General features: G+C 71.2%; 2 protein-coding genes. Both read right to left on the bottom strand.

The window, feature by feature from the left end; translation table 11 throughout:
• Nucleotides 1-102 (bottom strand): FitA-like ribbon-helix-helix domain-containing protein (locus AC1D01_RS34480; RefSeq protein WP_477873978.1); only part of this gene is annotated, 102 nt, incomplete at its 3' end.
• Nucleotides 103-156: 54 nt separating this feature from the next.
• Nucleotides 157-1,432 (bottom strand): beta-ketoacyl reductase (locus AC1D01_RS34475; protein WP_477873976.1); only part of this gene is annotated, 1,276 nt, incomplete at its 5' end.

The following is a 1,432-nucleotide window of genomic DNA, read 5'->3' as shown; positions in this document are numbered from 1 at the left end:
GGCCCGCACCTCGGCCTCGGTACTGCGCCCATGCGTGGCAGCGCGCACACGCAGGGCGCGGTGGACTTCTTCCGGCAAATTTCTTACGGTCAGCATGCCCATGATTCAAATCCAAAAATTGACTTCAATGATTGCATTTTATTGTTTTGAATTCACTCATGGCAAATAACCCGCATCCATGCCATCCAGCCGTCGCAACAACTGCAGCGCCAGTTCATCCTCCGACAGCGTGTCCAATTCCTCGGCAGGACGCGCGACAGGTGGCGCACGAGCCGGATCAGCCGTTGACACCACATCGCCGAACTGGTCCGCGAACACCTCGCTCGCCAGGTGCTCGGTCAGCGCGGCGACCGACGGGTGGTCGAAGGTCACCGTCGCGGCCAGCGTGCGGCCGACGCTCTTGCCGAGCAGGTTGCGCAGCTCCACCGCCATCAGCGAATCGAGGCCGAGCTGGCGCAGCGGCTCGGTCACGTCGAGGTCGTCGGCGCGCTGCACGCCGAGCACCTTGACGGTCAGGCGCCGCACCTCGTCGCGCAGGACGGTCTTGCGGCGGGCCGGCAGCGCGGCCGCCATGCGCTCGTGCAGCGACGGGCCGGCCCGGAGGGGCTGCGCCTGCGTGCTGCCCGGCGCCGCAGCAGCCACCGCCAGCTCGCTGAACAGCGGCGGCTCGGTGCCGGCCGCGCGCTGCTCGCGCAGGTGCGCCCAGTCGCTCGCCAGCACCGCGAGCTGCGCGATCTCGAACGGGCTGCGCGCGCCGTCGCGCCGCATCGCGTGGTCGAGCGCGGCCAGCCCGTCGGCCGGCGCGATCGGTTGCAGCGAGCCGGGCTGCACCAACCGGCGGTCGGCCGCGGCGCCGATCTCGGCCCACGGCCCCCAGTTGATGCTCAGCGTCGGCAGGCCCTGCGCCTGGCGGTGCCAGGCCAGCGCGTCCTCGAAGGCATTCGCCGCCGCGTGGTTGACTTGCCCCGGCGAGCCGGCCACCGACGCGCCGGACGAGAAGAACACCAGGAAATCCAGCTCGCCGCACAGCGTGTGCAGGTTCCAGCTGCCGAACACCTTCGGGCCCATCACGGTCGCGAACCTCGGCCAGCTTTGGCTGGCGATCACGCCGTCGTCGAGCACGCCGGCCGCGTGGATCACGCCGGCCAGCGGTGCGGTCAGCGCGGCCAGCAGGCGCTGCACGTCGTCGCGCTGCGCCACGTCGCCGAGCGCGATCTGCACCTCGACGCCCTGTGTGCGCAGCCGGTCGATCACGCGTTGCGCGCGTTCGTCGGCCGGGTTGCGCCCCATCAGCACCAGGTGGCGCGCGCCCTGCTCGGCCAGCCACTCGGCGATGCGCAGCCCGAGCCCGCGCAAGCCGCCGGTCACGAGGTGGCTGCGCGCGGCATCGATCGCGAGGCTGCCGTGCGTGGCATGCGCCTCGTGCGGCACC

The organism is Rhizobacter sp. P3_B12, assembly GCF_056402895.1.
This window is presented reverse-complemented; position numbering and strand designations above follow the sequence as displayed.